This window comes from Sulfurospirillum deleyianum DSM 6946 (genome assembly GCF_000024885.1).
Classification (GTDB): Bacteria; Campylobacterota; Campylobacteria; order Campylobacterales; family Sulfurospirillaceae; genus Sulfurospirillum; species Sulfurospirillum deleyianum.
The window spans coordinates 1294494-1308176 of sequence record NC_013512.1; the positions used below are offsets into that span (position 1 = coordinate 1294494).

Genomic DNA, 13683 nt, shown 5'->3' on the forward strand with positions numbered 1-13683 from the left:
TTTTATGAGTGTTCTTTATTATGATTGTTTCAGTGGGATTAGTGGCGATATGCATTTGGGTGCTTTGCTGGATTTGGGTGTGGATGAAACACATCTAAAGACGGAACTCTCAAAACTTGGGTTGGATGAACACTTTAAGCTTGAGGTTACATCCTCAAGCAAGATGGGAATTTGTGGGACACGTGTTGATGTGAAACTAAAAGAAGAACGCCATACCCCTGCGAACACAATGTGGCATACCCACGCTCATCATCATGAACATCATCATGAACATCGAACGTATCAAAGCATTGAAGCACTGATTCAAACGAGTGACCTTTCTTCCTCCATTAAAAAGCGAAGCATTGCGATGTTTTGGGAAATTGCTGTGGCAGAGGGGAAAATTCATGGTAAAGCACCGCATGAGGTTGGATTTCATGAAGTGGGGGCGATTGATTCGATTGTCGATATTGTAGGGGCTGCCATCTGTTTTGAAGCGTTACATGTAAAAAAGATTATCGCTTCTTCTATCGAACTAGGAGGAGGTTTTGTCACTTGTGCGCATGGTACCTTCCCCGTTCCCGCTCCTGCGACTTTAGAGATACTCAAAGGCATCCCCATTACCCTCAATCGCATCCATGCTGAAGCCACAACACCCACAGGGGCTGCGATTATTAAGTCCAATGTTGAGAGCTTTGAAGTCTCACCTTGTTTCAATATCGAAAAAATAGGCTATGGCATTGGGCATAACGATTTCTCCATTCCCAATGTTTTACGTGTTTGTCTGATCAACGAAGAGACACGCCACGAAGAAGAGATTGTCCTAGAGTGTAACCTTGATGATATGAGCCCAGAAATTCTCGCTTATGCGCAAGAGAGGCTTTTTGAAGTGGGCGTTAAAGATGTTTATACCACCGCTATTACTACAAAGAAAAATCGCTTGGGCGTTAAGCTGAGTCTCTTAGTGACCAAAGCAAAAGAGCAAGAAGCGATGCGTATTCTTTTTGAAGAGACAAGCTCCATTGGACTTAGGCGTTACAAGGTCGATAAAATTGCTTTAGAGCGTCACATGGAACGTCTTGAAACTCCCTTTGGTCTCATTGAGGTGAAGTGCAGTTTTTATCAAGGAAAACTCCTTAAATACAAAGCCGAATACGAACAGTGCAAAAATGCCGCACGTTCTTATCATGTACCTATTTCAAAAGTATATGACTCTGTCTCTAGGATAATGGAAAAGAGAGAGAATGTTTGAAAAATATGAAAAGTTAAAGAGACTGCTTAGCTCTTATGAGCGTCTTATTGTTGCTTTTTCAGGCGGGGTGGATAGCTCTTTTTTACTGAAAACCGCTTATGATGTTTTGGGTGAAAATGTCTTAGCGATTAGCCTCCAAACACCCTATATCGCAGAGTCGGAGATAGAGGAGGCAAGGCGTATTGCTGATGAGATTGGTGCAAGGCATTTGGTGCTCGTAAAACCATGGATGGAAGAACTACGCACCAATCCAAAAGAGAGATGTTATCTGTGTAAACATGCCCTCTTCTCTTCCTTAACAACCTTTGCACAACAAAGAGATTTTCGTGTTATCGCAGAGGGAAGCAATGTGGATGATACGATGGAAAAACGACCTGGACGTGTGGCACTCTTAGAATTGTCGATTTTAACGCCTCTTTTAGACGTAGGACTAAGCAAAGCAGAGATACGTTTACTCTCAAAAGCGGTGGGTCTTTCCACATGGAATAAGCCTTCGTATGCCTGTTTATTGACACGGTTTTCATATGGAGTAGTGGTAGAAGAGTCCGCTCTGAAAAAAGTTCACGATGCAGAAGCCTACTTAATAGCACAAGGATACCCCAAGATGCGTGTACGCTATGAAGCCAATATAGCACGTATAGAGATGGAAAAAGAGGATGCTTTACGTTTGATGAATGATGGTGCTTTTTCAACCATCATTGAGGAGGTTAAGTCGTATGGATTTTTACATGTAACGCTTGATTTACAAGGATATCGTTATGAGCGAAAAGGAGTTTAGATGAGTGAATGTGCTCTAGAAGCATTATTGCAAGGAGTTAAAGAGGGGCATATCAGCATTCAAGATGCTGTGCAAAAAATGAAAGCCGCACCATTTGAAGATATTGATTTTGCCAAAATAGACCATCATCGCTCTCTTCGACAAGGGTATCCTGAGGTGATTTACGGGGAGAGTAAAACAGCTGAGCAGATCTTGGGTATCACCGAAAAACTCTTTGAAAAAGGCAATAACATTCTTATTACACGAGCCAGTATTGAAGTGTATCAGACTATTAGCGCACGCTTTTTAGAGGCAAAATACAATGCCCTAGGTCGAACCATCACGTTACATGTAACGTCTCTACCCAAACCAAACAGTTACATCGCTATTGTTGCGGCGGGAACATCTGATTTGTATGTGGTCGAAGAAGCGTATGAAACAGCGCTGATTTTAGGCAATGATGTTCAAAAAATTGTGGATGTCGGTGTGGCGGGAATTCACCGTTTGTTTGCGCATTTGGAAATCATACAAAATGCCAAAGTGGTTATTGTTATTGCAGGGATGGAAGGTGCGCTTGCAAGTGTTATTGGAGGATTAGTGGATAAACCTGTCATTGCCGTTCCAACCAGCGTGGGTTATGGGGCTAGTTTTGGAGGGGTTGCAGCCCTGCTTTCCATGCTCAACAGTTGTGCGAGTGGTGTGAGTGTGGTTAATATAGACAATGGCTTTGGTGCGGCGTACAATGCGAGTATTATTAACCATCTTTAATCTTTACATGTAAAGTTATGAAAGAAGTCTATTAGTTATACGCTTTTGTTGCACGCCTAATTTCCAAAATCAACTCTTTTTGACGTGCATACATATAGTGTAAAAGATACTCATCATAAGGCTTAGGCAAATCATCTAGCAAGACGACTACTTTTGTATGATCTTCATCCAGTTGCGAAATATGGGTCACTTTTGCGTCAATATCCATAATCACATAACCGTATTCACCAGTATCATTTGGAAGGGAAAAATTGAGATGGACTTTACTCTCTTTTAACTCTTCCTCTCGAAAAAGTTTTTTGATTTTCATCGCAATCGAATTCACAGAAATATCAAGAATATCCCCTTGCGCGGAAGAGCGTTTGGCATATTTGATGACAATGGGTGTTCTAAAACTTGTTTGCACACGAGTGTGCTGACGGCTGTTGGCGCTATTGGGTAAGAAGGAGAGATTTTTGATGATAGCAAAGGATTTTTTAATATCTAAAAATGCCACTTCTGCTCGGATATCTTTCGGAAAATTAGAGGCTTGAAGTACCGTTTCTCCCTCTAATTGCATCGCATAACCTTGTAAATTTTCACACGAAATGTGATACGTGTTATTGGACATTTTTAACACGGTTGAGGTGGTGTTAATACACAAACCTTTATAGATATTGAGCAGTTTAATAGGAAGTTTATTTTGAATAGCATGATGCATCAAATAAGCGATCTGCTCCCCCTCATCTAAAATATTATCCAGATACGCAACCTCATAATACGCTATATGTTCAACATCATGAGGGACTAAGGTCTGCGTGTTGATTTTTTCAATAATCTCAATGCTTTGGCTTAAATCAATCGCATCAATCTCCATCGCAGACGTGACAATCACAGGTTTTATTTGGGGATGAAAAGGCGTGTTGATAAGCTCTTTTTGAATATGCTTTGCCTGTTTGCATACATGCTCAAAATGACGTTTTTCACTCATTATAAGGTAGAGATTTGGACTCCATTGAACCAGTGCTTGATCCTCTTCGGTTAAGTCAAACAGTAAATTCAAAACCCTTTTTAATGTCTCATGCAAAGCTGAACCGCTGAAATTTTTAGAGAGTTTCTCACTATTTGAAATCAAAATAAAGGTCAATGCAATCTCTGTTTGCGTCACACTTTGCTGTGCCAAACGATCTTTAAGTTGATCGACAAAATCGAAACGATTGAGCATAAAAGAACAATCCTTTATCTCCCCTCTTGGAAAATCACTCATCAACGTTAAAATTTTTTCATTTTTCTTAGGAAAACATTTCACAATCGCCATATAATAAACATCATCGAGAACTATCATCCCATGTGCATCACTTTTATTTTCCAACAATGCCAAAACATCCTCGTCACAATACATCTTATCTTCAATCAACGCAACTTCATTGGTTTCATAAAGCCTCTGTGCTTTGGCATTCGCATAGACCAAATGGTTGCCTTGAAAAAGGAAAAAAGGAAAAAATTGTTCTATTTTAGTTTCAAGCTCTGTTTTTTTAAAAAGATGGAGCTTTTCATCAAGCTTATTGGGATTTTTTGAAAAAATAGAAAGAAGCGTTTTTTCTTGATTGAGAAGAGGAAGCACATCGGTAATCCCAAAATGCAAGGCAAATTTGAGGAGCAGTTTGTTTTCAATATCATCGGTAAAAAGATAAGTCACGATTGGCTTATATTTGGTAAAAAGGCTCACCAAACGTTTGAGCTTTTCTTTACTAACGTCACCAATTTCTATCAATAAAACATCCATATCAGGAAATGTTTTCATCTCATGTTCAACATCAACCGTGACAAAGTGTGCAAATTTTTTTTTGGCATTCTCAAATAAGGTTAATTTTGCCTCATGAAAGTAGAGATGTCCGATAGATAAATAGCGTGTCTCCTGTAAAAACTCTTCTAAAAGCATCCTGTTTCCTCATAATCATATGAATTTACATTCTACCAAAATTCATAGAAATTTTAATGATTTTTTAACTACAATGCCTTATTTTTTATAAGGAAATCCGAAATGATGTATTATTTAGCGATTCAGGGCAAACAAAAATTAAGTGGAAGCGTTCGTATTTCAGGCGCAAAAAATGCCGCATTACCTCTTTTAGCCCTTACGTTACTCTCAAAACGAAAAATAACCCTCGGCAATGTACCCGAAGTAGCTGATGTAAAAACCCTACTTCAGCTTCTTAGCAACCTAGGTGGTTCTTTTACATCTCAAGAGAAAAACAGATTCGAAGTCGATGCGACAACAGTAAATTCTGCGTGTGCCAATTATGATATCGTACGAAAAATGCGTGCTTCTATCTTAACCTTAGGACCTCTTTTGGCACGTTTTGGACATTGTGAAGTCTCTTTGCCGGGCGGATGTGCCATTGGTCAGCGTCCTATTGATTTGCATTTAAAAGCGTTAGAGCAAATGGGAGCAATTATTGAGATTAAACAAGGCTACGTTCTTGCTAAAGCACCCAATGGATTAAAGGGAGCGACAATTATTTTCGATAAAGTTACTGTGACGGGCAGTGAAAATATCATTATGGCAGCAGCACTCGCCCATGGAACAACCACCCTTTTAAATGTCGCTAAAGAGCCTGAAGTGGTTCAATTATGTGAGATTTTAGCACAAGCGGGGGTTCGTATTGAAGGCATTGGAAGTTCAAAACTAATCATAGAAGGCAGCAAAGGTACGTTGCTTGAAATTCCCGATTTTAACGTTATTCCTGATCGCATTGAAGCAGGAACGTATTTGTGTGCGGCAGCTATTACGCAATCTCACATTACACTCACACATGTCAATCCTAACCATTTAGAAGCAGTTATCTTAAAATTAGAGCAGATGGGCTTTCGTATTGAATCTAGCCAAGATACCTTAAGCATTTATCCGTGTGAGAAAATTTTACCTTCGGATATTGAAACCTCAGAATATCCAGGCTTTCCAACTGATTTACAAGCTCAATTTATGGCGTTATGCACCCAAGCAAAAGGCACGAGCATTATTGATGAACGTCTCTTTGAAAATCGTTTTATGCATGTTAGCGAACTTTCACGCATGGGCGCAAATATCAAACTCAAAGGACACAGTGCTACCGTAGAAGGACCCATGTCACTCAATGCGGCAGATGTGATGGCAACAGATTTACGAGCCAGTTCAGCACTAATTTTAGCGGCTTTAGTGGCAGATGGTGTCACAAAAATTCACCGTATTTACCACCTCGATAGAGGCTATGAAGATTTAGAAGGTAAATTTTCAAAGCTTGGTGCGCATATCCAACGACTAGAGGAGTAATCCATGCCACATGTTCACAGCCTCGCTTTTGATGAAGCCATCAAAAACTCACTCGCCCTAGCCACAACCAAACCCCATACAGAATGGGTGAGTCTCTTTGACGCACTAGGGCGTACCTTAGCAAAAGAAATAACATGTAAAAAAAATCTTCCCTCGTACACCAACGCTGCGATGGATGGTTTTGCCTTTACATATAAAGAAAATGTAGAGCAACTTCGTATTAAAAAAACGATTTTAGCAGGAGATGTTGTTGCTCCTTGCTTAGGTGAAAATGAGTGCTACAAAATTATGACAGGGGCTAAAGTTCCAGAAGATGCCGATACCATCCTTCCCTTTGAAGATGCACACTCTTATGATGAAACCAACGTCGTACTCCCCTCTAAACTCAAAAAAGGAAGTGCCCTGCGTCTTAAAGGAGAAGAAGCCCGCATCGGGACATGCTTACTTTCTGAGGGCGTTTGTATGACATCTCGTGAAATTGCCCTTCTTGCTTCGCAGGGAATTATGATGGTTGAAGTCTATAAAAAACTGCACATCGCTATCTTCTCCACAGGCAATGAACTCAAATCCCCATGGGAAAATGCTAACGAAAATGAAATTTATGATATCAATGCCATCTCGCTTCTCTCTCTCCTCAAAGAGCATGGATTTGATGCGCATTACTGCGGGGTTGTTCCTGATCATTTAGAAACCGCTACTGCCTATTTTGCACAAATGAAACAGTATGATGTGCTCTTAACCAGCGGTGGGGTGAGTATGGGAGAAGCAGATTTTGTAGAACGTGCTTTAGTCGCCAATGGTTTTGAAGCCTCATTTCACGGCATCAATATCAAACCAGGCAAACCCACCATGCTAGGAAAAATGGGAAGTATTCTCGTTACTTCAATGCCAGGGAACCCTTTGGCAGCGTATGTCAACGCCTTTGTTTTTGTTATACCTTTATTGAAAAAATTACAAGGACAAACAACCATCCATTTTGAAAAAATTGACGCCCTAAATCAAGAAGCTTTTTCCATGCGTTCAGGTCGTGTTAATCTTGTTTTAGGTACGTTTAGCAAAGGTGTTTTTCATGCGTTTGGAAAAAACAAATATGGCTCAGGTATGGTAAAACCTCTTATTGGAAGCAACGCACTTTGGATCAGTGATGAAAAAACAGAGCGTGTTGAGGCAATGGAGGCGATTAAAATCATCCTTTTTTAAAAGCATTTAAGGGTATTAATGCCCTTAAATCACCTTTTTTTAAATATTTTTTCTATAAAACATTGACATGAAAGGGTTTTTTTGATAATATTTCGTCCGTTTTGCGGGAATAGCTCAGTGGTAGAGCACAACCTTGCCAAGGTTGGGGTCGCGAGTTCGAACCTCGTTTCCCGCTCCATCTTTTTTTTACTTCTTTTATTCCTTCCCCTCTTTTCACAAACACTTTTCCTTGATAAGCGTTATTGTATTAAAGAAGATTCTCTTAAAGCCTCTTTTTTTGGCTATACAGGTCCAAAAGATTTTGTAGTTTTAGAAATTCCCAAAGATAGAACCTATTACAGTGTCTCTTCCAATACCCTTCTTCCTGTCTTTGAAGATCACAATGTCACACTCATCGACAGCAGTGGCGGAGTGGTAATCTTTCAACGTGACTGTGCGCTAATGGGCAAATCCAAGTTACTTGAAAATGCTTTTATAAAAGCCTTTCAAGAGAAAGCTCCTCACGTGCGTATTGAAGGAAAACCACACATTTTTATCAAACATTCTCTGCCTGAGGATTTTATACGCTACGACCTTCATACCATAGAACTCTCTAACACAACTCTACGCAAAAACAATGGCTCTTTTTTTGCCACATTTAAAATTGCCAACAAAGAAAAAAAACTCTATTTTTTCTACGAGATGAATGCTACCGCCCCTGTTTTTAAAGCAAAACATAATTTGCATAACGGTAAAATCCTCACATTTGATGACTATGAGACTGTTTGGCTACCACTCGATGATATTCCCCTTCGTGCTATCGTAGAAAAAATCCCTCAAAATGCTTTCGTGAAGGGAACATTACGGGAAGGACAGATTTTAGCTGAGTATCATGTTGGCATTAAAAAAATGTTCTCTAAAAATGAACGCATCAAAACGCTTTTTAAAGAAGAAGGATTGGTTATCGAAATACAAGCGACGCTATTAAATGATGCAGATGTGGGTGATGTTGTGAAAATCAGAACCGAACAAGGCAAAGTTTTGAGTGCAAAAATTATATCTTCAAAAGAAGCGGTGATTCTCGAATGAAAAAAATAGTCATTGGCATCAGTGGTGCTAGCGGTGTAGAATTGGGTTTAAAGTTTCTGCGTGCCCTTCCTTTAGAGATTGAAAAGTACCTCATTGTCTCAGACCATGCAAACGTCGTCTTTCAAAAAGAGTCCAATACAACCCTTCTTGATGATAACAATATCGGTGCCATAACAGCTTCAGGTTCTTTTAAAACAGATGCTATGGCGATTATTCCTTGCAGTATGAATACCTTAGCAAAAATCAGTTATGGTATAGCCGATAATTTATTAACCAGAAGTGCTGCTGTGATGATTAAAGAAAAACGCCCTCTTCTACTAGCCCCTAGAGAAATGCCTTTTTCACCCATTGCGTTAGAAAATATGCTTAAACTCTCCGCCATTGGGGTTCATATAGCGCCACCTGTTTTAGGATACTATGCCCAAACAACCACCCTTGAAGCAATGGAAAATTTTTTAATCGGAAAATGGTTTGATCTTTTAGGCATTGAACACACACTTTTTCCACGATGGGAGGGAGCATGAGAGTTGCGATTTATCCAGGGACATTTGATCCCATTACGAACGGACATATGGATGTCATTAAACGTGCGCGAAAACTCTTTGATAAAGTCTTAGTTGCGGTTGCCCTCTCTGAGGACAAACGTCCACTCTTTGACATTCAAACACGTGTCAAAATGGTTGAATCTGCTATTTGCGATTTAGAAGGTGTTGAAGTAGAGCCCTTTGATGGATTATTGGTTAATTTTTCAAAATCCAAAGATATCCGTGTCATGATACGAGGACTTCGTGCGGTCAGTGACTTTGAGTTTGAACTTCAAATGGGCTACGCCAACGCCTCTTTATGGAGTGAGATAGAAACAGTTTATTTGATGCCGAGCCTTAAAAATGCGTTTATTAGCTCCTCAGTGGTTCGAAGTATCGCAAAACACGGTGGCGATATTGCCCATTTAGTGCCTGAAGCGATTCAACCTTATATCAAAAGCAGGTTTACATGTATGTAATTTTTGAAGGTGTGGATACTTCAGGAAAAAGTACCCAAGTTTCTCTTTTTGCCAAACGTCATCCACACGTCCATGCAACCAAAGAACCAGGAGGAACGCCAACGGGTTCCAAACTACGTGAAATGCTTTTGGGTGGAGAACTCAAAGGTTCATTCAATGCAGAGCTTTTTCTCTTTTTAGCTGACCGTGCGTTTCATTATGATACCGTTGTTAAACCTTTACGACACGAAAAAATAGTAATGAGTGATCGAGGATTTTTATCAGGTATTGCATACGCTTGTGCTAACCATAGCGATATCGATGGTACTTTTTTACTCCAAATGAATCGTTTAGCGCTAGAGGAAGATTATCCTGAAAAAATGGTTCTTTTTGTGAGCAATGAACATCTCATCAAAGAGCGTTTGGGGATGAAAGAACACGATGCGATTGAAGAGCGTGGTGTAAGCTATTTGTTACAGATTCAAGATATAATGCGCCGTGTTGCAAAAACCTTACCTATTAAGGTTTTAGAAGTCGATGCCGCACAAGATATCGAAACACTTTACAGACAGATTGAGGAATTTTTAAATGATTAATGCTTTACGTGGAATGAAAGATACACTATCCCCTGAAAATGAAGTGTATGACTATATTATAAAGACGTGTACACGCATCGCACACCGCTATGGATTTTCATTGATTGAAACGCCTATCTTAGAAGAGACCGCACTCTTTAAACGCAGTGTTGGAGAGAGCAGCGATATTGTAGGTAAAGAGATGTACCAATTTAGAGACAAAGGGGACAATGATGTCTGTTTGCGTCCTGAGGGTACCGCAGGTGTGGTTAGAGCGTTTATTCAACAAAAATATGACAAAGCAGGTGGCACAAGACGCTTCTTTTATCATGGACCTATGTTTCGTTATGAGAGACCTCAAAAAGGACGTTTACGCCAATTTCACCAATTTGGTGTAGAAAGTTTTGGCGAAGCGGATGTCAGAGAAGATGCAACGATTATTTTAATGCTTAAAACAATGTTAGATGCTTTAGACATTGGGTATAGCTTGGAAATCAACTCCCTAGGATGCCCCTCTTGTATGCCAACATATCGCTCAAAGTTAGTCACTTTTTTAGAAAACACGGAAGGCTTATGCGAGGATTGCGAACGAAGAAAACTTACCAATCCTATTCGTGTATTGGATTGTAAAAATGAACACTGTAAAACCTTGCTCAAAAATGCACCGTTAATTATTGAGCATTTATGCCTTACATGTAAAGAAGATTTTGAGACATTAAAACGTATTTTAGACACATTTGAGATCTCCTACCACGTCAATCCAAAATTGGTTCGAGGGTTGGATTATTATTCTAAAACAGCTTTTGAATTTGTCAGTTCTGAAATTGGCGCACAAAGCGCTATTGCAGGAGGTGGACGTTATGATAGGTTGGTTGAGTTTTTAGATGGTAAAGCCACACCTGCGGTAGGATTTGCGATGGGAATTGAGCGTTTGATGGATTTAGTCAAGATGCCAGAACCAACACGTGAGGGATATTATATCGGTGCTTTGTGTGATGAGGCTCTAGATGTCGTTTTTAGACTGGTAGAGACTAAGCGCCTTGAAGCAAAAGTTTTAACCCATTATGAGGCAAAATCACTGAAAAATCATCTTAAACTAGCCGATAAAAATGAAGCAAAATTTTGCGTGTGCATTGGAGAAGATGAACTGGCTAAGAACACGGTTTGGATTAAAGATTTAGAGAGTAAAGAAGAAAAAATTATCGCTATGGCACAATTTTAAGGAGCACAACATTGGATTATGGTATTAAAACGTGGGGAAACGACAACTTCTTTATTGAAGATGGTAAAGTAAAAGTCAATACAGGGTGTGAACCCTCTTTGATGGAGATTATTCAAGAAATTCGAAAAGATGGCATTCGAGGTCCCATTTTACTTCGGTTCCCACATCTAATCCAAAAACAGATTCGCATGATTTACAAAAGTTTTTCGGATGCGAAAAGAGAGTTTAATTACGAGGGAAGTTTTAATGCGGTCTACCCTCTTAAAGTCAACCAATTTCCCAACTTTGTCAAAAACCTTGTCTCTTTAGGCCAAAAATATAACTACGGTCTTGAGGCAGGTTCCAAAGCAGAGTTGCTTCTAGCCATGGCATACAACAATCCTAATGCGCCCATTACGGTGAATGGTTTTAAAGATAACGAGATGATTTCTTTAGGGTTTATCGCTGCGGAGATGGGACATAACATCACCCTTACGATTGAAGGTATTAATGAGCTTGAGAGTATTATCTCTATCGCAAAAGATCGTTTTGGATGTGTGCCTAACATTGGTCTTCGTATTCGCCTGCATAGCTCAGGCATTGGTATTTGGGCAAAAAGTGGAGGAATTAACTCTAAATTTGGGTTAACCTCCACGGAGCTTTTAGAAGCGGTCAATATGATTCGTGATGCCAATTTACTTGAAAAATTTACGATGATTCATTTTCATATTGGCTCACAAATTACTGATATCGCGCCATTAAAAAAAGCACTAAGAGAAGCGGGAAATATCTATGCAGAACTTTGCCGTATGGGGGCAACCAATCTTAGAGCAATCAATCTTGGCGGTGGTTTGGCGGTGGAGTATTCTCAACATAAAACAACCCTACATAAAAACTACTCTTTAAGTGAATATGCCAATGACGTTGTCTATCTTTTAAAAGATATTGCTAATCGTAAAAATGTTTCAGAACCTGATATTTTTATTGAATCAGGTCGCTTTGTTGCGGCGCACCATGCCGTTTTAGTCGCCCCCGTTTTAGAGCTTTTTTCACAAGAATATACCGATCAAAAGTTGCATCTCAAAGAGAACAACCCTCCTCTCATTCAAGAATTATTTGATTTATTTAACACCATGAATCGAAAAAATGCCCTCGAATTTTTGCACGATAGTATTGATCATATGGAATCACTACTCACTCTTTTTGATTTGGGTTATATTGATTTACAAGACCGTTCAAACACAGAAATTTTGGTCAATCTCATTATTAAAAAAGCGGTAGGATTGATTGCCGATAAAAAATTAAATGAGATTTTAGACATTCAAGACCGTGTGCAAGAGCGTTATTTAGTCAATTTCTCATTGTTCCAAAGTCTGCCTGATTTTTGGGGCATTGAGCAAACATTCCCTGTCATGCCTTTGGATAGGCTCGATGAAACACCCACACGATCGGCTTCTTTATGGGATATTACCTGCGATAGCGATGGTGAAATTGGCTTTAACACCGAAACCCCTCTCTTCTTACACGATGTAGATATTAAAAATCGTGACTACTTTTTGGGCTTTTTCTTAGTAGGAGCTTATCAAGAAGTTTTAGGAATGAAACACAACTTGTTTACCCATCCAACAGAAGCCACTGTCATCATTGATGATGATGGATTTGAAATTCAAAACATGCTGGAATCTCAAAGCATTAGCGATATTTTAGAAGACCTTGATTATGACATCAGAGAGGTGCAAGAAAACCTTAATGAGCGTATTGAAGCCTCTGATATTATCAGCGAAAAAGAGAAAAAATATATTTTAGGTGAAATTTATCTTTTCTTAAATGACAATGGATATCTAAAAACCATCAATAGCAATGAAGGCGTAAACTATGAGTAAGATTTCATTGTGGGCGCATATTAAAGAGGATTTTGTACAACCTCTTTTACAAGACCCTGCAATTAACTCCAAAATAGAACTTTTTTTCAACTATCCAGGTGTCTGGGCAGTGGTCAATTACCGTATGGCACACGCTTTACATGTAAAAGGGTTTCGTACCTTAGCACGTGTAATTATGGGTATTTCACAGATAATCACCAATATTGATATTCACCCTGCTTGTACCATTGGACGGCGTGTCTTTTTAGACCATGCTTTTGGCGTAGTCATCGGTGAAACAGCCATTGTTGGAGATGATGTGCTGATTTACCAAGGCGTCACTTTAGGCGGGGTAAGTTTAGCACGAGGCATGAAACGGCATCCAACCATTGGAAATAAAACCGTTATTGGCTCAGGGGCAAAAGTCTTAGGCGATATTCACATAGGAGAAAACTGCCGTATCGGCTCTAACTCTGTGGTTGTCAAAAGCATCCCTGATGACTCAACGGCAGTGGGGATTCCTGCTCGTATTATTGAAAAAGGGCGTGATAAAAATCCTATGGCACACAATAAAATCCCCGATATCAATAAAGAACTTTTCATCTATATGTTTAAACGTATCAAAATTTTGGAAGAAGCTGTTTTGAAGAGCCATCATGATGCTAAAGTGAAAGATGATGAACTTGAGAGTATCTATAAATGTTACCTTGAATCGGTCAAAGAATAAAACTTTTTTGGAATGAAATA

General features: G+C 39.4%; 13 protein-coding genes and 1 tRNA gene. 13 read left to right on the forward strand and 1 reads right to left on the reverse strand.

Features of this window, described 5'->3' with window-relative positions:
* Positions 1 to 4 precede the first annotated feature (4 nt).
* Genes larC through larB form a run of 3 tightly spaced genes read left to right on the forward strand, consistent with a single transcriptional unit; the run spans position 5 to position 2756 of the window.
* Positions 5 to 1231: a nickel pincer cofactor biosynthesis protein LarC gene (gene larC, locus SDEL_RS06475; protein WP_012857050.1), complete on the forward strand. Its 1227-nt coding sequence runs from the start codon at positions 5 to 7 to the stop codon at positions 1229 to 1231.
* Complete coding sequence (gene larE / locus SDEL_RS06480; RefSeq protein ID WP_012857051.1) at positions 1224 to 2009, forward strand: ATP-dependent sacrificial sulfur transferase LarE; 786 nt, start codon at positions 1224 to 1226, stop codon at positions 2007 to 2009. Before larC ends, larE begins: the two co-directional genes overlap by 8 nt.
* The gene (larB, locus tag SDEL_RS06485) at positions 2010 to 2756 is read left to right on the forward strand and encodes a nickel pincer cofactor biosynthesis protein LarB (protein ID WP_012857052.1); all 747 of its coding nucleotides are present in this window, start codon (positions 2010 to 2012) and stop codon (positions 2754 to 2756) included.
* Between the two features lie 31 nt (positions 2757 to 2787).
* On the opposite strand, the gene SDEL_RS06490 is transcribed toward larB, so the two are convergent.
* The gene (locus tag SDEL_RS06490; protein ID WP_012857053.1) at positions 2788 to 4677 is read right to left on the reverse strand and encodes a pilus biosynthesis protein PilZ; all 1890 of its coding nucleotides are present in this window, start codon (positions 4675 to 4677) and stop codon (positions 2788 to 2790) included.
* Between the two features lie 102 nt (positions 4678 to 4779).
* Between SDEL_RS06490 and murA the strand changes: the two genes are divergently transcribed.
* The 10 genes from murA to cysE all read left to right on the forward strand — a co-directional run bounded on the left by murA (position 4780) and on the right by cysE (position 13663).
* Positions 4780 to 6048, forward strand: a complete 1269-nt coding sequence (gene murA, locus SDEL_RS06495; protein WP_012857054.1) for a UDP-N-acetylglucosamine 1-carboxyvinyltransferase — start codon at positions 4780 to 4782, stop codon at positions 6046 to 6048.
* A 3-nt stretch (positions 6049 to 6051) separates the two neighbouring features.
* Positions 6052 to 7248 (forward strand): molybdopterin molybdotransferase MoeA, encoded by a 1197-nt coding sequence (locus SDEL_RS06500; RefSeq protein WP_012857055.1) that lies wholly within the window; start codon positions 6052 to 6054, stop codon positions 7246 to 7248.
* Between the two features lie 103 nt (positions 7249 to 7351).
* Positions 7352 to 7426 (forward strand) — tRNA-Gly (locus SDEL_RS06505).
* A 326-nt stretch (positions 7427 to 7752) separates the two neighbouring features.
* Positions 7753 to 8316 carry a flagellar basal body P-ring formation chaperone FlgA gene (gene flgA, locus SDEL_RS11845; protein WP_190275657.1) on the forward strand — a complete coding sequence of 188 codons (564 nt, stop codon included), beginning with the start codon at positions 7753 to 7755 and terminating at the stop codon, positions 8314 to 8316.
* The gene (locus SDEL_RS06515) at positions 8313 to 8840 is read left to right on the forward strand and encodes a UbiX family flavin prenyltransferase (RefSeq protein WP_012857056.1); all 528 of its coding nucleotides are present in this window, start codon (positions 8313 to 8315) and stop codon (positions 8838 to 8840) included. The genes flgA and SDEL_RS06515 overlap by 4 nt, the downstream gene beginning before the upstream one ends.
* On the forward strand, positions 8837 to 9319 hold the full coding sequence (gene coaD, locus SDEL_RS06520; RefSeq protein WP_012857057.1) for a pantetheine-phosphate adenylyltransferase: 483 nt from the start codon (positions 8837 to 8839) through the stop codon (positions 9317 to 9319). Before SDEL_RS06515 ends, coaD begins: the two co-directional genes overlap by 4 nt.
* The gene (gene tmk, locus SDEL_RS06525) at positions 9310 to 9894 is read left to right on the forward strand and encodes a dTMP kinase (RefSeq protein ID WP_012857058.1); all 585 of its coding nucleotides are present in this window, start codon (positions 9310 to 9312) and stop codon (positions 9892 to 9894) included. The genes coaD and tmk overlap by 10 nt, the downstream gene beginning before the upstream one ends.
* The gene (hisS, locus tag SDEL_RS06530) at positions 9887 to 11095 is read left to right on the forward strand and encodes a histidine--tRNA ligase (protein ID WP_012857059.1); all 1209 of its coding nucleotides are present in this window, start codon (positions 9887 to 9889) and stop codon (positions 11093 to 11095) included. Before tmk ends, hisS begins: the two co-directional genes overlap by 8 nt.
* Before the next feature lie 11 nt (positions 11096 to 11106).
* On the forward strand, positions 11107 to 12957 hold the full coding sequence (speA, locus tag SDEL_RS06535; protein WP_012857060.1) for a biosynthetic arginine decarboxylase: 1851 nt from the start codon (positions 11107 to 11109) through the stop codon (positions 12955 to 12957).
* Positions 12950 to 13663 (forward strand): serine O-acetyltransferase, encoded by a 714-nt coding sequence (cysE, locus tag SDEL_RS06540; RefSeq protein ID WP_012857061.1) that lies wholly within the window; start codon positions 12950 to 12952, stop codon positions 13661 to 13663. The genes speA and cysE overlap by 8 nt, the downstream gene beginning before the upstream one ends.
* Positions 13664 to 13683 lie beyond the last annotated feature (20 nt).

What these genes read in the sequence shown, in the direction of transcription:
- larB (WP_012857052.1), top strand. Translation starts at nt 2,010, where the DNA reads ATGAGTGAATGTGCTCTAGAAGCATTATTGCAAGGAGTTAAAGAGGGG.
- coaD (WP_012857057.1), top strand. Translation starts at nt 8,837, where the DNA reads ATGAGAGTTGCGATTTATCCAGGGACATTTGATCCCATTACGAACGGA.
- larE (WP_012857051.1), top strand. Translation starts at nt 1,224, where the DNA reads ATGTTTGAAAAATATGAAAAGTTAAAGAGACTGCTTAGCTCTTATGAG.
- hisS (WP_012857059.1), top strand. Translation starts at nt 9,887, where the DNA reads ATGATTAATGCTTTACGTGGAATGAAAGATACACTATCCCCTGAAAAT.
- SDEL_RS06490 (WP_012857053.1), bottom strand. Translation starts at nt 4,677, where the DNA reads ATGCTTTTAGAAGAGTTTTTACAGGAGACACGCTATTTATCTATCGGA.
- tmk (WP_012857058.1), top strand. Translation starts at nt 9,310, where the DNA reads ATGTATGTAATTTTTGAAGGTGTGGATACTTCAGGAAAAAGTACCCAA.
- SDEL_RS06515 (WP_012857056.1), top strand. Translation starts at nt 8,313, where the DNA reads ATGAAAAAAATAGTCATTGGCATCAGTGGTGCTAGCGGTGTAGAATTG.
- SDEL_RS06500 (WP_012857055.1), top strand. Translation starts at nt 6,052, where the DNA reads ATGCCACATGTTCACAGCCTCGCTTTTGATGAAGCCATCAAAAACTCA.
- larC (WP_012857050.1), top strand. Translation starts at nt 5, where the DNA reads ATGAGTGTTCTTTATTATGATTGTTTCAGTGGGATTAGTGGCGATATG.
- murA (WP_012857054.1), top strand. Translation starts at nt 4,780, where the DNA reads ATGATGTATTATTTAGCGATTCAGGGCAAACAAAAATTAAGTGGAAGC.
- cysE (WP_012857061.1), top strand. Translation starts at nt 12,950, where the DNA reads ATGAGTAAGATTTCATTGTGGGCGCATATTAAAGAGGATTTTGTACAA.